Below are 18,514 nucleotides of genomic sequence, written 5' to 3'. Positions count from 1 at the left end.
ATTGAATCACAAGGGACAGATGGGTTGCGGGGCGGCCGGCTCGGGCAGGGGCTTGGTGTTTACCTGGGTCTCCTTGCCGCTCATGCCGCCGCCGACCGGCCACCAGGGCCTGGCCTCATGGGCGCTGAACTGGCAGGGGCCGGAGGGCCAGGGGAAGGACAGGCGGCCGGTGAAGCCCGGCCAGGCCCTGCCGTCGGCCGGTGCGACGAGCACGTCGGTGAGGCCCGCGCCTTCGGTGCCCGGCTGCCAGGCGGCGACGAAGGCATCGCTCTTGTTGGCGAGGTCGTTAACGTACAGCGGCCGGCCGGAGTACAGCAGCGTGACGACCGGCGTGCCGCGGCCGGTGATGCGCTGCAGCACCTCGGCATCCTTGGGGTGGCGGCGGCTGTGGCGCAGGTTCTCGGTGATGCGCACATCGCCCTCGCCCTCGGCATAGGGCGTCTCGGCCAGCACGGCGATGACGGCGTCGAACTGCTTCGGGTCGCTCCTGCTGCCGTCGGCGTCGAAGCTGACGTTGGCCGCGCCCAGGCGCCGGCGCAGCGCGGCCAGCAGCGTCGTGCCCTGGGGGTAGTCGACGTTGCTCGTGTCGCGGCCCTGCCAGGTCACGCTCCAGCCGCCGCTCTGGTGGGCCAGGCTGTCGGCTGCAGCGCCGACAACGAGCAGGCGCGACGTGGCTTTCAACGGCAGCAGCCCCGGCTTGTTCTTCAGCAGCACCAGCGACTCGCGCACCGCGCGGCGCGCCAGCTCGGGCGCCTGCATCGCCTCGACGGTGGCGGGCACCGGGGTCGGCACCGACATGCTGAACTTCACGCGCAGGATGCGACGCACCGCGTCGTCGATGCGGGCCATCGGAATCCTGCCCTGCTCGACGTCGCGCAGCGTGTTGTTGAAGAAGGCCTTCCAGTGGAAGGGCACCATGACGATGTCGATGCCGGCATTAATGGCTGCGGGACAGTCGTCGTTGCGGCAGCCGGGCAACTGGCCCACGCCGTCCCAGTCGCTGACGACGAGACCGTCGAAGGCCAGGCGCTGCTTCAGCAGGCCGTCCAGCAGCGTCTTGTTGCCGTGCATCTTGCCGTGCTCGACATAGCCCGCACTGTCGGTCCAGCTGCTGAAGGAGGCCATGACGGTCAGCACGCCGGCGTCCAGCGCGCCGAGGTAGCCGGCGCCGTGGACGTTGGCGAGGTCCGTTGGCGAGGCTTGCGTGACGCCCTGGTCGATGCCGCGGCGGGTGCCGCCGTCGCCGATGTAGTGCTTGGCCGTGGCCAGCACGCCGCGGCCGTCCTTCAGGCCCTCCTGCAGGCCTTCGACGGACGCCTGGCCGAGCTTGCGAACCAGGCTCGGGTCCACGCCGAAGCTCTCGTAGGTGCGGCCCCAACGCACGTCCTGCACGACGGCCAGCGTGGGGGCGAAGGCCCAGTGCAGGCCCGAGGCGCGGATGGCGCGGGCGGTGGCGCGGCCGATGTCGCGCACGAGGTCGGCGTCGCGCGTGGCGCCCAGCGCGATGTTGTGCGGGAAGAGGGTGGCGCCGCGCACGTTGTTGTGGCCGTGGACGGCATCCGTGCCCCAGATCAGCGGGATGCCGGGCGTGGCCTGCAGGGCCGCGGCCTGGAATTTCTCCGACAGCTCGCGCCACTGTGCCGGCGTGGCCGCGCGGTCCTGCCCCGGCCAGCCGCCGCCGCCGTTCAGCACCGTGCCGATGGCGTACTCGCGCACCTCGTCCGGCGTGATGGCGCGGATCTCGGGCTGCACCATCTGGCCGATCTTCTGGCGCAGGCTCAGGCCCTTGAGTGCGGTGTCCACGCGGGCTTCCAGCGCGGCGTCGCGTTGGGGCTTGCGGGCCGGCCAGGCCTGCACGATGGCATCGGTTCCGGTGGCGCCGGCGGCGGTCGCCAGCAGCAGGGCGCCAGCGAGCAGGAGGGAAGTCGGTTTGCGCGTCATCGTCATCTTCTGTTGGGGGCGCGAAGGTAGTGAGTGAAGCAAAAAAACGTCAACCCTCGGGCCGACGAGATTGACAGCCCCAACTGTGCCGCATTAGATTTGCGTCGCGTTTGGAACCGGTTCCATTTTGCAACACGCCCCGCTCGCCAGGCAAGCGGGGTTGTGCGGCAGGGCGGCCTCCCAAGCAGCGAACAAGATCGAACCAGGAGACGACAAATGACCACCCACCAGCTGCGCGCCGCAGAGCGCGCCCTCGCGTCCATTCCTTCCCGCCGACGTCTCACGCCGGTCGCGGCCGTCTGTGCCGGCCTGCTGAGCGCGCCGCTGCTCGCCAGTGCCCAGGCCGCACCGGCCGCGGAGCAGAAGCTCGACACCGTGACGGTCACGGGCTTCCGTGCCAGCCTGGAATCGTCGATCAGCACCAAGCGCAATGCCGATGCCATCGTCGAGTCCGTCTCGGCCGAGGACATCGGCAAGCTGCCCGACGTGTCCATCGCCGACGCCATCTCGCGCCTGCCCGGCCTGACTGCCCAGCGTGTGGCCGGCCGCTCGTCGGTCATCAGCATCCGCGGCATGGCGCCGCGCTACGGCGTGACGCTGCTGAACGGCCGCGAGATCGTCTCCACCGGCGACAACCGCTCGGTGGAGTACGACCAGTTCCCCTCCGAGCTGATCAACGCCGCCACCGTCTACAAGACGCCCGACGCCAGCCTCGCGGCGCAGGGCCTGTCGGGCACCGTCAACATGAAGACGCTGCGGCCGCTGGACTTCGCCAAGACGCAGGCCGTCGTCGGCGTGCGCATGGAGCGCAATTCAAACGGTTCGCTGAACCCCGAGATCTCGGGCACGGGCAACCGCCTGAGCGCCTCCTATGTGACGCAGTCGGCCGACCGCACCTGGGGCGCGGCCGTGGGCTTCGCCCACCTCGATTCGCCCAACCAGGAGAAGCATTACAAGAGCTGGTGGTGGGCCAACACCAACAACTGGGGCGCGCCGCTGCCCGGCGTGCCGACGGACGCCGTGGCGCTGCAGGGCTTCGAGCTGGGTGCGGCTTCGTCGCGCCAGAAGCGCGACGGCCTGATGGGCGTGCTGGAGTACAAGCCGAACGCCGGCTTTCACAGCACGCTGGATCTCTACTACTCCAAGTTCGACCAGACCGAGGCGCGCCGCACGGTGATGTCGGACATGTCGACCTGGTCGGGTGCCACCTGGAGCAACGCGCAGACGACCAACGTCAACGGCGACAAGGTCGTCACCAGCGGCATCGTCAACAACACCACGCCCGTTGCGCTGACGACCTACAACAAGCGCCAGGACGACATCCGCGCCATCGGCTGGAACAACGAGCTGAAGCTGGCCGACTGGAAGCTGGTGGGCGACCTGAGCTGGTCCAAGGCCAAGCGCGACGAGCAGAACGCCGAGCTGGAGGCGGGTTCGCTGAACCGCGTCAGCCTGGGTCAGACGACCATCGCCACCGGCGACGGCCGCTCCACCTTCCAGCCGAGCTTCGATTTCTCCGACCCCAAGAACGTCTACTTGCGCGACCCCGCCGGCTGGGGCCGCGACGGCCGCAGCCAGTTCCCCAAGGTGCGCGACCAGATCAAGGCCTTGAAGCTCACCGCCGGCCGCACGTTCGAGAGCTGGCTCAGCAGCTTCGAGGCGGGGCTGGACTACTCCGAGCGCGACAAGGACATGAACCGCACCGAGGTGAACTACAACCTCAAGAACAACCGTGCGGCCATGCTGGTTCCGTCGAGCCTGCTGCGCGAGCCGACCGACCTGAGCTTTGCCGGCAGCAACATCCGCATGGTCAATTTCGACCTGCCCGCCGCGCTGAGCCTCTATGACGTCGTGCCGACCTCGGCCGACCAGGCTCCGGGCCGCATCTGGTCGGTGCACGAGAAGGTCACGGCGGCGCATGCCAAGCTGGGCTTCGAGTGGGAATGGGGCGTGCCCATCCACGGCAGCCTGGGCCTGCGCGTGGTGCATGCCAAGCAGTGGAGCAACGGCCTGTTCTGGAACGGCAAGACCAACGCGACCGAGCCTGCCACCGGCGGCACCAGCTACACCGACACCCTGCCCAGCCTGAACATAGCAGCCGACGTGACGGCCAACACCATCGTGCGCTTCGGCCTGGCCAAGGTGCTGGCGCGGCCCAACATGGAGGACATGCGTGCCGGCTTCTCGGGCATCGGCGTCAGCACGACCGAGCCGCACCTGTGGTCGGCCAACGGCGGCAACCCCAAGCTGGAGCCCTGGCGCGCCGACGCGGTGGACCTGTCCGTCGAGCACTACTTCAGCAAGCGCAGCTATGTGGCGGCGGCGGCCTTCCACAAGAACATCAAGAACTTCGTCTACTCGCAGTCCATCAACTACGACTTCACCGGCTTCCCCAACCCGACGGCCTTCACGCCCTACAGCAACATCGGCACGCTGAGCACGCAGTCCAACGGCAAGGGCGGCATGATCGCCGGCACCGAGCTGAGCGGCTCGCTGGATGGTGGCCTGCTCAGCCCGGCGCTGGACGGCATCGGCGTGACGGTGAGCTATTCCGACACGCGCAGCTCGCTGCACGAGGGCAATGACGTAGCCAAGCCGCTGGATGGCCTGTCGGGCAAGGCGACCAACTTCACCGTCTACTACGAGCGCGATGGCGTGTCGGCCCGCGTCGGCAGCCGCCACCGTTCGCCCTTCGTGACGACGGTGCGGGGCACCTTCGGCGAGAACGTGCCCAGCATGATCTCGGGTGAAACCATCATCGACGCCCAGGTCGGCTATGCCTTCGAATCCGGCGCCTTCAAGGGCCTGTCGCTGACGCTGCAGGTCAACAACCTGCGCGACCGCCCCTACCGCACGCGGGTGGGTGTCTCGACCGGGTCTGCCGACCCCAACGCGACGCTGCCCGAGCGCTACACGTCCTACGGCCGCCAGTACCTGCTGGGCGGCACCTACAAGTTCTGAGATGGGACCGAGAACAAGCCCAGCGGCTTGTTCGACGCCCATTGAAGGCCTGAATTGATTCCCTGGTGACCTGAACCCGCGCCGGCTCCTGTGGCCGGCGCCCCTACATCCGAAGCATGAGCTCCCACAACGCCCCGACCCGCCAAGATTTCCCCGCCGACTTCCGCTGGGGCGTGTCCACCTCCTCGTTCCAGATCGAAGGCGCCGGCCGCGAGGACGGCAAGGGCGAGTCCATCTGGGACCGCTTCTGCAGCGAGCCCGGCCGCATCCGCGACGGCAGCAATGGCCTGGTGGCCTGCGATCACTACCACCTGTACCCGCAGGACCTGGACATGGCGAAGTCGCTGGGCGTCAACGCCTACCGCTTCTCCATCGCCTGGCCGCGCATCATGCCCAATGGGAGTCTTGGGCGCGGCGCCGTGAACGAAGCCGGCCTGGCCTTCTATGACCGCCTGGTGGACGCCATGCTGGAGCGCGGCCTGGACCCCTGGTGCACCCTCTACCACTGGGACCTGCCCCAGACCCTGCAGGAGCGGGGCGGCTGGCTGTCGCGCGACACCGTGGCCGCCTTCGTGGAATACACCGACATCGTCACCCGCCGCCTGGGCGACCGCGTCAAGCACTGGATCACCCACAACGAACCCTGGTGCTCCTGCATGATGGGTTACTGGGAGAACATCCATGCGCCCGGTGGCAGCAGCTTCGCCGACGCGCTGCAGGCCAGCCACCACGTGCTGCTCTCCCATGGGCAGGCCATTCCCGTGATCCGCCGGAACGTGGCCGGTGCCGACATCGGCATCACGCTGAGCCTGCACCCCATCACCGCCGCTTCCGACAGCGCCGAAGACCAGGCGGCGCTGAAGCGCCACGACGGCCTGCGCAACCGCTGGTTCCTGGACCCGCTGTTCGGCCGCGGTTACCCGGCGGACACGCTGGCGCTGGTCGGCGACGCGGCGCCCAAGATCCTGCCGGGCGACCTGGAAGCCATCGCCACACCGACCGATTTCCTCGGCGTGAACTACTACTTCCCCGAGATGGTCAGGCACGACGAGCAGGGCGGCCCCATGCGCGCCAGCCTGGTCGAGAAGGAAGGCGTCGAGCGCACCGGCTTCGGCTGGGAGGTGTCGCCGCAGGGCCTGGTGGACCTGCTGACCCGCGTGCAGCGCGACTACAACCCCGCCGTCATCCAGCTCACCGAGAACGGCTCCACCTTCGAGGACGTGCTGACGCCCGAGGGCCGCGTGCACGACAAGGAGCGCCTGTCCTATCTGCAGCGCCACCTGGCCGCCCTGAAGCAGGCCGTGGACGCCGGCGTGCCCGTCAAGGGCTACTTCGCCTGGAGCCTGCTGGACAACTTCGAGTGGGCCGAGGGGTACCTGCGCCGCTTCGGCCTGGCCTATGTCGACTACGCGACCCAGAAGCGCATCCTGAAGGACAGCGGCCTCTGGTATGGCCAATTTCTGAACAAATAATTAACGCCACAGAAGCCGGTCGTGCAGTAGTACAGGCGGTTTCTAAATGAAATATTACAGGGTCCTCCCTCAGGCGCGCCGAGACGCGCCGGGGCACACTGCGCTCGCCGCCCCACAAGATCCGGAGACAAGATGAATTTCCCCCGCCACGCCCTGGCCCTGGTTGCGCTGCTGGCTGCAACCGCTTCCAACGCCCAGCCGCTGAAGGCCGAGGTCATCCACTGGTGGACCTCGGGCGGTGAATCCGCCGCCGCCAAGACCCTGGCCGAGGCCTACAAGGCCCAGGGTGGCCTGTGGGTGGACACGGCCGTCGCCCTGGGCGAGCAGGCCCGCTCGGTGGCCATCAACCGCATCGCGGGCGGCAACCCGCCCACGGCCGCGCAGTTCAACACCACCCAGCAGTTCCGCGACATCGTCGACCAGGGCTATCTGAACAACGTCGACGCGGTCGCCCAGCGCGACGGCTGGGACAAGTTCCTTCCCGAGGCCGTGCTGCAGGCCATCAAGGTCAAGGGCCACTACTACGCCGCGCCCGTCAACATCCACAACATGAGCTGGTTCTGGTTCTCCAAGGCGGCCTTCAAGAAGGCCGGCATCGCGGAGGAGCCCAAGAGCTTCGACGAGCTCTTCGCGGCGCTGGACAAGCTCAAGGCCGCCGGCCTCGTGCCCCTGGCCCACGGCGGCCAGCCCTGGCAGGACGGCATCGTCTTCACCGCCACGCTGGCTCACTTCGGCGGCCGTGACCTGTATCTCAAGATCTTCCGCGACCGCGACCCCAAGGCCATCCAGGGCGAGGAGTTCAAGAAGGTGCTGCTGGCCTTCAAGCGCCTGCAGAGCTACACCGACAAGGGCTCGCCGGGGCGCAACTGGAACGACGCCACCGCCATGCTGATCAGCGGCCGTGCCGGCGTGCAGATCATGGGCGACTGGGCCAAGGGCGAGTTTGCCCAGGCCAAGCAGGAGGCCGGCAAGGACTACGGATGCGCGCCCGGCTTTGGCCCCACCGCGCCCTACATCATCCAGGGCGACGTGATGGTCTTCCCCAAGACCGACAAGCCCGACCAGATCAAGGCCCAGCAGCTGCTGGCCAGCGTCATCACCCAGCCTGCCACGCAGGTGGCCTTCAGCATCAAGAAGGGTTCCATCCCCATCCGCACCGACGTGGACGTTTCCAAGATGGACCTCTGCGCCCAGATGGGCGTGGCGGCGATGAAGGACAAGTCGCGCCACCTGGCCAACGGCGAGATCTACATCACGCCCGACCAGAACGGCGCGCTGCAGGATGTGCTGACCGGCTACTGGAACCGCAACATCCCGGTCGAGAAGGTCCAGAAAGACATCGTGTCGGCTCTGAGGAACTGAGCCATGAAACGTCGCGGTCTCGCGGCCTGGGGTGCGCTGCTGCCCCTGGCCGTCATCGTTCTCGTCGGCTATGTCGGCACCGTGCTGTGGACGCTGCGCACGTCCATGTCCACGTCGCGCACCTTCCCCAAGGACGACTTCGTCGGGCTGCAGCAGTTCGAGCGCCTGCTGGACAACGAGCGCTGGCAGCTCGCCATCCACAACCTCGCCATCTACGGCGTGCTCTACATCGTGGCGGCCATGCTGCTGGGCTTCCTGCTGGCCGTCTTCATCGACCAGAAGGTGCGCGGCGAGGGCGTGCTGCGCACGGCCTTTCTCTACCCCTACGCGATGTCCTTCGTCGCCACGGGCCTGGTCTGGCAATGGGTGCTCAATCCCGACAGCGGTCTGCAAAACGCCGTGCAGCAGATGGGCTGGAAGGACTTCACGTTCGACTGGATCGTGGACCAGGACATGGTGATCTACACCGTTGTCATCGCCGGGACGTGGCAAGGTGCAGGGCTCGTCATGGCGCTGATGCTGGCCGGCCTGCGCGGCATTGATGAAGAAATCTGGAAGGCGGCAAGACTGGACGGCATCCCGACCTGGCGCGTCTATCTCTCCGTCGTGCTGCCCATGATGGGCCCGACGCTGGCGACGGTCTTCACGCTGCTGGCCACCGGCGTCGTCAAGGTCTTCGACACCGTCGTCGCCATGACCCAGGGCGGCCCCGGCACGGCCAGCGATGTGCCGGCGAAATTCATCATGGACCACCTGTTCGGTCGCGCCAACCTGGCCCTGGCCTCCGCGGGCGCCGTGATGCTGCTGATCACCGTGCTGGCCCTCGTCGCGCCGCTGGCCTATGCCCGCAGCCGCCAGAAGACGCAGGGAGGCCACTGATGAGCAAGCGCAAGCAAACCGCCGCCTGGGCGCGGGTGGGCGTCTACGCCTTCCTGGTCTTCGCCGCGGCCTTCTTCCTGCTGCCGCTGTACGTGATGCTGACGACCTCGTTCAAGAGCATGGACGAGATCCGTCTTGGCCAGATCTTCGCGCTGCCGTCCAGCATCACCTTCGATGCCTGGCGCGCCGCCTGGAGCGAGGCCTGCACCGGCGTCAGCTGCGAGGGCGTGCGCGGCGGCTTCTGGAACTCGGTGACCATCGCCGTGCCCTCCGTCGTGCTGCCCATCCTGCTGGGCGCCATCAACGGCTACGCGCTCTCGTGGTGGAAGCCCAAGGGCAGCCAGTGGCTGTTCGGCGTGCTGATGCTGGGCGCCTTCATCCCCATCCAGGTGATGATCTATCCGCTCGTCAAGCTGGAAGCGGCCATCGGCATCTACAGCAGCCTCCCTGGCATCGTCGTCGTGCACCTGGTGTTCGCCATGCCCATCATGACGCTGCTGTTCCGCAACTACTACGCGGGCCTGCCGAGCGAGCTCTTCAAGGCGGCGCGCGTGGACGGCGGCGGCTTCTGGCGCATCTTCATCCAGCTGGTGCTGCCGATGAGCACGCCCATGCTGATCGTCGCGGCCATCATGCAGATCACCGGCGTGTGGAATGACTACATCCTGGGCCTGACCTTCGCCGGCCGCGAGAGCCTGCCGATGACGGTGCAGCTGAACAACGTCATCAACACGACGACCGGCGAGCGTCTCTACAACCTCAACATGGCCGCGACGATCCTGACGTCTGCCGTGCCCCTGTTGGTCTATCTGATTTCCGGCCGCTGGTTCGTCCGCGGCATTGCAGCGGGAGCCGTCAAGTGAGTGGCGTGAACATCCAGGGCCTGAGCATCAAGTTCGGCGCCAACGAAGTCATCAAGGGCCTGGACCTGCAGGTCCACGAGGGCGAATTCCTTGTTTTGCTCGGCCCCTCGGGCTGCGGCAAGTCCACGCTGCTGCACAGCATCGCCGGCCTCATCGACGTCAGCGGCGGCAGCATCCACATCGGCGGCACCGACATGACCGATGCCGAACCCTCGGAGCGCGGCATCGGCATGGTGTTCCAGAGCTATGCGCTGTATCCGACCATGACGGTGGAGCGCAACATGAGCTTCGGCCCGCGCGTGGCTGGCGTGCCCAAGGCCGAGATCGAGAAGCGGGTCAACCGCGCGGCCGAGATGCTGCAACTGACGTCGCTGCTGAACCGCAAGCCGGCCCAGCTCTCCGGCGGCCAGCGCCAGCGCGTGGCCATCGGTCGCGCGCTGGTGCGCGAGGCCGGCGTCTTCCTGTTCGACGAGCCCCTGTCCAACCTCGACGCCAAGCTGCGCGCCGAGCTGCGCCGCGAACTCAAGCTGCTGCACCAGAACCTGGGCAACACCATGATCTACGTGACGCACGACCAGGTCGAGGCCATGACCCTGGCTTCGCGCATCGTCGTCATGAAGAGCGGCGTCATCCAGCAGATCGGCACGCCGGCCGAGGTCTACGAGACGCCTGCCAACCTCTTCGTCGCCGGCTTTCTCGGCGCGCCGGCCATCAACTTCGTGCCGGCCCAGGTCGGCGCCGACGGCCGCTCGCTGCAAGGCTTGCTGCCGCTGCAACTGGCCGAGGGCCGTGTGAAGCCGGGCCAGAGCCTGGTGCTCGGCATCCGCCCCGAGCATGTGCGCCTGCAGTCCGACGGCCGCTGGCGCGCGACGGTGCAGCTCGTCGAGCCCATGGGCAACCACCAGGTCGTCTGGATGAAGCTGGGCGAGCAGGGCTTCGCCGTCCTCGTGCACGACGGCCGCCGCATCGCGGCGGGCGAGGAGCTGGCCTTCGACATCGACGAGACGGCCCTGAACGTCTTCGACGCCGGTACCGAGCAGCGGCTGTGACCGAGCTGCGCCGCATCGTCATCGTGGGCGGCGGCAGCGCCGGTTGGATGTGCGCGGCGGCACTGGCGGCGCGGCTGGGGCAGGGCGGCTGGCAGATCACCCTCGTCGAGTCCGACGACATCGGCATCGTCGGCGTCGGCGAGGCCACCATCCCGCCCATCCGCGGCTTCAATGCGCGCATCGGCCTGGACGAGGACGAATTCCTGCGCGAGACCGGCGGCACCTTCAAGCTGGGCATCGAGTTCGTCGACTGGGGCGCTCCGGGAGAGCGCTACATGCATGCCTTCGGCGACGTCGGCCGGCCGCTCGATGAACTGCCCTTTCACCAGCACTGGCTGCGCCTGGGTTCCGATGTGCCGCTGGCCGAGTTCTCCATCAACAACCAGGCGGCGCTGGCCGGCCGCTTCATGCGTCCGCGGCCCGACATGGCCGGCTCGCCGCTGGCCGACATCGCCTACGCCTTCCACTTCGACGCGTCCCGCTACGCCGCCTTGCTGCGCCGCAAGGCCGAGGTGGCCGGCGTGTGCCGCATCGAGGGGCGCATCGCCCGTGTGGAGCGCGACGATGCCGGCATCCGCCGCCTGCACCTGGACGGCGGCCCGGCCGTCGAAGGCGACTTCTTCATCGACTGCTCCGGCCTGCATGCCCTGCTGATCGGCCAGACCCTGGGTGTGCCCTTCGAGGAATGGAGCAACTGGCTGCCCTGTGACCGTGCCTGGGCCGTGCCGACGGTCTCCCACGGCCCGCTGCTGCCCTGCACGCGAGCCACGGCGCGCGACGCCGGCTGGCAGTGGCGCATCCCGCTGCAGCACCGCACCGGCAACGGCCATGTGTTCGCCAGCGCCTTCACCGGCGAGGCCGCCGCGCGCGAGACGCTGCTGCGCAACCTCGACGCGGAACCGTTGGCCGAACCTCGCCTCATCAGGTTCCGAACCGGCCGCCGCCAGCAGGTCTGGGTGGGCAACTGCGTCGCCATCGGCCTCGCCAGCGGCTTCCTGGAGCCGCTGGAGTCCACCAGCATCCACCTGATCCAGAGTGCGGTGCTGCGGCTGATCGACCTCTTCCCGAGTGGCGGGCTGGATGCTGCCGACATCGCCGAATACAACCGCCAGACCGCCGCCGAGATGGCCTCGGTGCGCGACTTCATCATCCTGCACTACAAGCTGACGCGCCGCGGCGACTCGCCCTTCTGGCGCCACTGCCGCGCCATGGCTGTGCCCGAGTCGCTGCAGGCCCGCATGGACCTCTTCGCCAGCCACGGCCGGCTGTTCCGCCAGGGCCAGGAGCTGTTCTCCGAGCCGAGCTGGCTGCAGGTGCTGATCGGCCAGGGCCTGGTGCCGCGCGGTCACCACCCGCTGGCCGAATCGCGCCCACGAGAGCAAGCCCAGCAATTCATCGACGACGTGCATCGCGTCGTGCGCCGCTGCGTGGACGTGATGCCTGCCCACGCCGATTTCATCGCCGCCCACTGCGCGGCTTCTTAGCCAGAGACCATGAAGACACTGCTTCTGACCCTGACGGCCGCGCTCGCCGGCATTGCTAACGCTGCGCCTGTGCGGGCCTTTCTGACCACGGCCGACCAGCAGCAACTGCTGGCGCCCAGCACCGTCGACAAGGCAGCCAAGGCGGGTGACGTCATCCGCATCGACCCCAAGCGCCAGTACCAGCACATGGCCGGCTTCGGCGCCGCCATCACCGAGGGCTCGGCCTGGCTGATCCGCCACGGCATGAGCCAGCCCCAGCGCGACGCGTTGATGCGCGAGATGTTCACGCGCGAGAACGGCGGCGTCGGCTTCGAGCTGACGCGCCTCACCATCGGCGCCTCGGATTTCTCCCGCAGCCACTACAGCCTGGACGACATGCCTCCGGGCCAGACCGACCCCGAGCTCAAGCACTTCTCGCTGGCGTCCGAGCGCAACGACGTCATCCCCGCCGTCAAGCAGGCCCTGGCGCTCAACCCGAGGCTGCAGGTCATGGCCTCGCCCTGGAGCGCGCCGGGCTGGATGAAGACGACCGACAGCCTCGTGCAGGGCCAGCTGAGGCCCGAGTTCTACGGCGCCTTCGCTAACTACATGGTGCGCTACGTCGAGGAGATGAAGGCTGAAGGCGTGCCCATCTTCGCGTTGACGCTGCAGAACGAGCCCCACTTCGAGCCGCCGGACTACCCCGGCATGCGCATGCCGCCGCGCACTCGCGCCGAGGTCGTGGGCCGGCATCTCGGCCCGCTGCTGCAGGCCAGGGGCATGAAGACCCAGATCCTGGAGTGGGACCACAACTGGGACGAGCCCTGGAGTCCGCTGTCCATGCTGTCCGACGCGACAGCGCGCAAGTTCGTGTCCGGCGTGGCCTGGCACTGCTACGCGGGCGACGTGTCGGCCCAGTCGCAGGTGGCGCGGCAGTTCCCGGAACTGGACGTCTGGTTCACCGAATGCTCCGGCGGCGAATGGAAGCCGCAGTGGGCCGAGACCCTGCCCTGGATCACGCGCAACCTCATCATCGGCAGCACCCGCCACGGTGCGCGCGGCGTGCTGATGTGGAACCTGGCGCTGGACCCGGCCTACGGCCCGCACCTGGGTGGCTGCAGGGACTGCCGCGGCGTCGTCACCATCGACCCCAAGACCGGCCAGGTCAAGCGCAACATCGAGTACTACGCCTTCGGCCACGCCAGCCGCTTCGTGCTCCAGGGCGCTCGACGGGTGGATTCCGAGGGCGGCCGTGAGGGCCTGGACCATGTGGCCTTCAGCAACCCCGATGGCAGCGCGGTGCTGATCGTCGCCAACTCAGCGCCCCAGGCGCGCCGCTTTACGGTGCAGGCTCCCGGCCAGCGTTTCAACTACGAGCTGCCGGCGAGTGGCGTCGTGACTTTCACCTGGTAAGCCTCCATGCGCGCCTTGCTGCTCAGCACCGTCATCGCCGCTTGCGGCTCCGCCCAGGCCCTCGAACTCGCCGGTGTGTTTGCCGACCACATGGTGCTGCAGCGCGAGGCACCGCTGCGTGTCTGGGGCCATGCCGAGCCGGGCCAGCGCGTGGCCGTGCAACTGGCCGGCCGCAGGGCCACTGCGCAGGCGGGCCGCGACGGCCGCTGGCAGGCCACGCTGGCGCCGTTGAAGGCCGGCGGGCCGCACCGGTTGCAGGTCAGCGCGGGCAGCGAGCAGCGCACGGCGGATGACGTGCTGATCGGCGACGTCTGGATCGCCGCCGGGCAATCCAACATGGAGTGGCGCCTGGCCGACTCGAGCGGTGCCGCCGCAGAGATCGCCGCGGCCGGCGATCATCCGCTGATCCGCCACGCCAAGATGCCGCATCGCGTCAGCCTGCAGCCGCTGAAGGATGCGCCGTCGCTGCGCTGGGACGTCGCCGGCCCGGCTGTCGCCGGCGACTTCAGCGCCGTGGCCTGGCACTTCGCGCGCCGCGTGCAGGCGGATGTGAAGGTGCCCATCGGCATCCTCAACCTCAGCTGGGGCGGCACCCACGTCGAGACCTGGACCAGCCCGCGCGCCAACGCCGCCGACCGCGAGCTGGCCGACACGATGCGCGCGATGCCGCCCGACGCGGCCGCCTTCGTGCAGCGCCGCCAGGCCCAGATGCTGGCGCGCGTGCTGGCCTTCCAGCGCACGGCGCCGGAGGTCGTGGCCGGCGCCGACCCGGCACTGGACGACAGCCGCTGGCCCACGCTGAACACGCCCGGGGTCTGGGAGCGTCAGGGCCTGCCGGGCCTGGACGGCCAGGTCTGGCTGCGCCGCCACGTCACGCTGACGGCGGCCGAAGCTGCAGGCGCCGCGACGCTTCACCTCGGCCCTGTCGACGACTGCGACGAGACCTTCGTCAACGGCCAGCCCGTCGGCAAGACCTGCGGCTGGGAGACGCCGCGCGCCTACACGCTGTCCGCTGGCCTGCTGCGCACCGGCGACAACCTTGTCTCCGTGCGCGTGACCGACACCGGCGGCGACGGCGGCCTTCATGGCCAGGCCGCCAACCTGCGCCTGGAGACCACCGCGGGACCGAGGCCCCTGGCCGGCCGCTGGCAGGCCCGTGTCGAGGCCATCCAGCCCGTCGCCGAGCCCGGCCCCAACGACCTGCCCAGCCTGCTCTTCAACGGCATGGTCCGCCCTTTCACGCCCTTCGCGGCCAGGGGTGTGATCTGGTACCAGGGCGAGACGAACGCGCCGCGCGCCGCGCGCTACGCCCAGGCCTTCCCGCGGCTGATCGAGGACTGGCGCGCGCAGTGGCGCGAGCAAGGTCAGCAGGCCCCGCTGCCCTTTTACTTCGTGCAGCTCTCGTCCTACGGCCCCCGCCCGCCGCTGCCCGAAGGCAGCGCCTTCGCCGAGCTGCGCGATGCCCAGCGCCAGACGCTGAAGCTGCCCGCCACCGGCATGGCCGTCAGCATCGACGTGGGCGACGCCGACGACATCCATCCGCGCGACAAGCGAACCGTCGGCGAGCGCCTGGCCCGCGTCGCGCTGGCCCAGGTCTACGGCGAAGCCCTGCCCTACAAAGGCCCCACGTTGAAGGCAAGCCGCCGCCTTGCTGACGGCAGCTTCGAGCTGAGGTTCGCCGACGTCGCCAGCGGCCTCGCCACGCGCGGCGGCGGCCCGCTGCTGGGCTTCGCCGTCGCGGGCACCGATCGGCGCTTCGTTCCAGCGCGCGCAGAAATCGTCGGGCGCGACCGCGTGCGCGTCTGGAGCGACGAGGTCGCCAAGCCCTCGGCGCTGCGCTATGCCTGGGGCGATACGCCGCTGGAGGCCAATCTCGTCGATGGCGCCGGCCTGCCGGCGACGCCCTGGCGCAACGACCGCTGGCCGCTGGTCACGCGTGAGATTCGTCCTGAGTTCTGACGACTGCCCGTCCGGCTGAGGAGGCGCCGAGCGGCCCATCCTGGCTAGGATGGGGCGATGACCGGGTCTCTGCTGATCAGCACCAGCTTGATCGCCCTGCTGGGCGTGGCGCTGCTGGTGCTGTCCAGGCTGGAGCCCGGCCACCCCCACATCAGCGACTGGGGCTGGAGCCATGTGCTGCTGGCAGTCGGGCTGACGCTGGGTGTGGCGCTGGCGCCGACGGACGTGGAATCCGCGCGCTACAAGGCCCAGGCGACGGCGGCGACGGCGGCCATCATCGCGTCGCTGGCCCTGCAGCTGGCCGGCGCGGCGCGTTACCGCGGCCGGGCCTGGCGCTGGCGGCGCAACGCGCCCTGGTTCGTGGCGCTGCTCGGGCTCATCCTGGCGTTAGCTCTGCTGCAGCAGCGTTATGCCGTCATCGTGGCGGCCCTGATCCTGACCGGCGGCGCCTGGCTGGCGGCGGCGTGGCTGTGGCACGGCGGCGCGCGTGGCGAGCGTTTCGTGGCTGGCTGCTTCGCCGCCTCGGGCCTGGTCCACCTCAGCGGTCCGCTGCTGGACCCGCTGGCCCGCTCCTCCGTCACCCACATCCTCGGCACCTATGTGCAGGCCGTGCTGGCCATGGCCCTCATCCTGCTGTCGGTGCGCCGGGCCCATCACGAAACCCAACTCGTGAACGCGCGGCTGCGCCAGCTGTATGAGCAGTCGATGCAGGGCCTCGTCGTGCTGCGCGACGGTCATGCTGTCTATGCCAACCCGGCGGCGCTGGCCATGTTCGGCTTCGATCGCGTCGAGGGCGTCCTCCCGGTCGAGCTGCTGATCCCGCCCGCCGATCTCGATGCCTCGCGGGTGCGCTATGCGCGGCTGATCCAGCAACGCGCCGGACATGTCACCTGGGAGGGCGAGCGCTACCGGCGCGATGGCAGCACCGTTTACCTGCGGGGCACGTCCAGCTACATCGAATGGGAGGGCCAACCGGCCCTGCTCGTGCTGATGCTGGACGACACCGAGCGCCAGCGTGCCACCGAGGCCCTGCGCCGTCAGGCGCTGCACGATGAGCTGACCGACCTGCCCAACCGCCATGCGGCCCTGGATCGCCTGGCCGCGATGACGGTGCCGGGTGCACCCGGTTTTGTGCTGCTGTCGGCCGACGTGGATCGCTTCCAGCTCGTCAACGAGAGCCTGGGCCACGAGACCGGCGACGCGCTGCTGCAGGCCATCGCCGCCCGGCTGCGTGAGGCCCAGACGCCCGACGCCCTGGTGGCCCGGCTGGGCGAGGACCAGTTCCTGCTGCTGCTGCCCGGCGTGGCCGACGACGACGCCGCGCAGCTGGCCGGCCAGCGCCTGCTCGCGCTGATGAACGCGCCCTTCGCGGTGGGCCACCGGGCGCTCTACGTGCATCTGTCGGTGGGCATGGCGCGCTTCCCGGCCCATGGGCTGGATGGCGCGGCCCTGCTTCGCGCCGCCGACGTGGCGATGCATCAGGCCAAGCAGATGGCCGGGGCCGCCGTCGTCGCGTTCCAGTCAGGCATGGCTGCGGCGGCGGGCGGCCTGCTGGAGATCGAGCAGGCCCTGGCCGCGGCCATCGAGCGTGGGGAGTTCCAGCTCGACTACCAGCCCAAGTTCGCATCCGGCACGCGGCGCCTGGCCGGCTTCGAGGCCCTGGTGCGCTGGCAGCGGCCGGGCCGCGGTCGCGTCAGCCCGGCTGACTTCATCCCCGCGGCCGAGCGCACCGGCCAGATCGTGCCGCTGGGCGCGCTGATCCTGCGCCAGGCCACCCAGCAGCTGCGCCTTTGGCAGCAGCAGGGCCTGGTGCCGCTGCCCGTGGCCGTCAACGTGTCTCCGCTGCAGTTCGAGGATGCGGGCTTTGCCGACTGGGTGCTGGCCCTGGTGCAGGCTCACGGCGTGACGCCGGCCCTGATCGAGGTCGAGATCACCGAGACCGCCGCGATGACGCACATGGACCGCGTGTTACCCCAGCTCGCGCGGCTGCGTGAGGCCGGCGTCGGCGTGGCCTTCGACGATTTCGGTACTGGCCAGAGCTCGTTGACGCTGCTGCGCCGCCTGCCCATCACCACGCTCAAGCTCGACCGCAGCATGGTCGAGCCCCTGCCCGAGCCGTCGGCCGGTGCGGTCGTGCGTGCCGCCTGCGTGCTGGCCGAGGCGCTGGGCCTGACCATCGTCGCGGAAGGTGTGGAGACCGAGGTGCAGGCGGCCGAGGTCGAGCGCCTGGGCTGCACGCATCTGCAGGGCTGGCTGCTCTCGAAGCCCCTGCCGGCCGACGCCGCCGGCGCCCTGCTCAGCGTGCCATCAGCTCACCCATCCGGATCGAGCCTCCCGGCTGCCACGCCGGGTTGAACTGCAGGCCGCTCTTCTCGAACAGCATGACGACGGTGGAGCCGAGCAGGAAGCGGCCCATCTCGTCGCCCTGGGCCAGCGTGACCTGGCCGGGCGCGTAGTCCCATTCGCGCACCGGGCCGCTGCGCTTGATGAGGCCGTGCCAGGTGGTGGCCATGCTGCCGACGATGGTGGCGCCCACCAGCACCAGCACCCAGCGGCCCAGCGCGTCGTCGTCGAACACGCAGACGACGCGCTCGTTGCGCGCGAACAGCCCCGGCACGCCGCGCGCCGTCGTCGGGTTCACCGAGAACAGCTCGCCCGGCACATGCACCATGCGCACCAGCCGGCCGGCGGCCGGCATGTGGATGCGGTGGTAGTCCTTGGGGCTGAGGTAGAGGTTGGCAAACAGGCCGTCCTGGAAGCGCGCCGCAAGTCCGGCATCGCCGCCCACCAGCGCCACCGTCGAGAAGGTCTGGCCCTTGGCCTGGTAGACCTGGTCGCCCTGGATGCGGCCCACCTGGCTGATTGCGCCGTCCACGGGGCAGATCAGCGGCGCGCTGGCCAGCGGCCGCGCGCCTGGCTTGAGCGCACGGGTGAAGAAGTCGTTGAAGGTCTCGTAGGCGGTGATGTCGGGGTCGGCCGCCTCGGCCATGTTGACGCCGTAGCGGGCGACAAAGCGGCGGATCGTCGAGGTCGTCAGCCCGCCCAGCGGCTTGGAGGCGTAGTGCCCGGCCAGGCGCGTCATGGCCAGCTTGGGCATCAGGTATTGGGGCAGGACTTTGAGGCGATCGGACATGGGCTTCAGTGTAAGAGTC

General features: G+C 69.3%; 12 protein-coding genes. 10 read left to right on the top strand and 2 right to left on the bottom strand.

Annotated features, from left to right (window positions below; all coding sequences use genetic code 11):
- Positions 1-6: 6 nt before the first annotated feature.
- Positions 7-1,941: a glycoside hydrolase family 3 protein gene (locus AC07VX_RS04805; RefSeq protein WP_493162826.1), complete on the bottom strand. Its 1,935-nt coding sequence runs from the start codon at positions 1,939-1,941 to the stop codon at positions 7-9.
- Between the two features lie 216 nt (positions 1,942-2,157).
- Between AC07VX_RS04805 and AC07VX_RS04800 the strand changes: the two genes are divergently transcribed.
- The 10 genes from AC07VX_RS04800 to AC07VX_RS04755 all read left to right on the top strand — a co-directional run bounded on the left by AC07VX_RS04800 (position 2,158) and on the right by AC07VX_RS04755 (position 17,717).
- A complete protein-coding gene (locus AC07VX_RS04800; RefSeq protein ID WP_493162828.1) occupies positions 2,158-4,902 on the top strand; it encodes a TonB-dependent receptor in 2,745 nt (914 codons plus the stop codon).
- A gap of 116 nt (positions 4,903-5,018) precedes the next feature.
- Positions 5,019-6,374 (top strand): GH1 family beta-glucosidase, encoded by a 1,356-nt coding sequence (locus AC07VX_RS04795; protein ID WP_493162829.1) that lies wholly within the window; start codon positions 5,019-5,021, stop codon positions 6,372-6,374.
- A gap of 132 nt (positions 6,375-6,506) precedes the next feature.
- Positions 6,507-7,736 carry an ABC transporter substrate-binding protein gene (locus AC07VX_RS04790; protein ID WP_493162830.1) on the top strand — a complete coding sequence of 410 codons (1,230 nt, stop codon included), beginning with the start codon at positions 6,507-6,509 and terminating at the stop codon, positions 7,734-7,736.
- A 3-nt stretch (positions 7,737-7,739) separates the two neighbouring features.
- The gene (locus AC07VX_RS04785; RefSeq protein ID WP_493162831.1) at positions 7,740-8,615 is read left to right on the top strand and encodes a carbohydrate ABC transporter permease; all 876 of its coding nucleotides are present in this window, start codon (positions 7,740-7,742) and stop codon (positions 8,613-8,615) included.
- On the top strand, positions 8,615-9,478 hold the full coding sequence (locus AC07VX_RS04780; protein WP_493162832.1) for a carbohydrate ABC transporter permease: 864 nt from the start codon (positions 8,615-8,617) through the stop codon (positions 9,476-9,478). The genes AC07VX_RS04785 and AC07VX_RS04780 overlap by 1 nt, the downstream gene beginning before the upstream one ends.
- Positions 9,475-10,527, top strand: coding sequence for an ABC transporter ATP-binding protein (locus tag AC07VX_RS04775; protein ID WP_493162833.1), 1,053 nt, complete (start codon positions 9,475-9,477; stop codon positions 10,525-10,527). The genes AC07VX_RS04780 and AC07VX_RS04775 overlap by 4 nt, the downstream gene beginning before the upstream one ends.
- Positions 10,524-12,011 carry a tryptophan halogenase family protein gene (locus tag AC07VX_RS04770; RefSeq protein ID WP_493162834.1) on the top strand — a complete coding sequence of 496 codons (1,488 nt, stop codon included), beginning with the start codon at positions 10,524-10,526 and terminating at the stop codon, positions 12,009-12,011. Before AC07VX_RS04775 ends, AC07VX_RS04770 begins: the two co-directional genes overlap by 4 nt.
- Positions 12,012-12,020: 9 nt before the next feature.
- The gene (locus AC07VX_RS04765) at positions 12,021-13,403 is read left to right on the top strand and encodes a glycoside hydrolase family 30 protein (RefSeq protein ID WP_493162835.1); all 1,383 of its coding nucleotides are present in this window, start codon (positions 12,021-12,023) and stop codon (positions 13,401-13,403) included.
- 6 nt (positions 13,404-13,409) lie between these two features.
- Positions 13,410-15,362, top strand: a complete 1,953-nt coding sequence (locus AC07VX_RS04760; RefSeq protein WP_493162836.1) for a sialate O-acetylesterase — start codon at positions 13,410-13,412, stop codon at positions 15,360-15,362.
- A gap of 57 nt (positions 15,363-15,419) precedes the next feature.
- The gene (locus tag AC07VX_RS04755; protein WP_493162837.1) at positions 15,420-17,717 is read left to right on the top strand and encodes a putative bifunctional diguanylate cyclase/phosphodiesterase; all 2,298 of its coding nucleotides are present in this window, start codon (positions 15,420-15,422) and stop codon (positions 17,715-17,717) included.
- On the opposite strand, the gene asd is transcribed toward AC07VX_RS04755, so the two are convergent.
- Positions 17,659-18,495, bottom strand: coding sequence for an archaetidylserine decarboxylase (asd, locus tag AC07VX_RS04750; protein WP_493162839.1), 837 nt, complete (start codon positions 18,493-18,495; stop codon positions 17,659-17,661). The two genes, AC07VX_RS04755 and asd, sit on opposite strands and share 59 nt — an antisense overlap.
- Positions 18,496-18,514 lie beyond the last annotated feature (19 nt).

The organism is Roseateles sp. GW821-FHT03B02, from assembly GCF_059421025.1.
Note: the sequence above shows the minus strand (reverse complement) of the source record. Positions and strands in the feature narration are given on the sequence as shown.